Origin of the sequence: Streptomyces achromogenes subsp. achromogenes (genome assembly GCF_000720835.1) — a bacterium.
GTDB classification, from domain to species: domain Bacteria; phylum Actinomycetota; class Actinomycetes; order Streptomycetales; family Streptomycetaceae; genus Streptomyces; species Streptomyces achromogenes.
Window position 1 is genome coordinate 1 of the sequence record NZ_JODT01000131.1, and the last position, 304, is coordinate 304.

At 71.4% G+C, this 304-nt stretch carries 1 pseudogene; it reads right to left on the reverse strand.

The window, feature by feature from the left end:
* Positions 1 to 304 (reverse strand): annotated as a pseudogene (locus IH25_RS0137035) (hypothetical protein); the annotation flags it as partial.

The following is a 304-nucleotide window of genomic DNA, read 5'->3' on the forward strand; positions in this document are numbered from 1 at the left end:
GGGCCGGACGGTGGTCACCACCTGGGCGGGGATCACCTCGACGACGTGCTCGCTGGGGTAGTTGTCCCGCACCCATGCGCGGAACGCTTCCTCGTCGATGACCTGCGCGGCGCGCTCGCCGGGCTGCCGCGCGACGGCCCCGACCTTCGTGCCGTCGGGCAGGGTGGCGTCCGTCTTCGTAGTCCCGACGGCCTTGTACTGCTGTTCGAGCAGGTCGGCGGCTTCCCGGCGGGCGTCGGCGTGTGCCTTCTTGACCTTGTCGAGCAGGGCGTCGAATACGGCCTGTCGGGTGACGGCGTCGCGG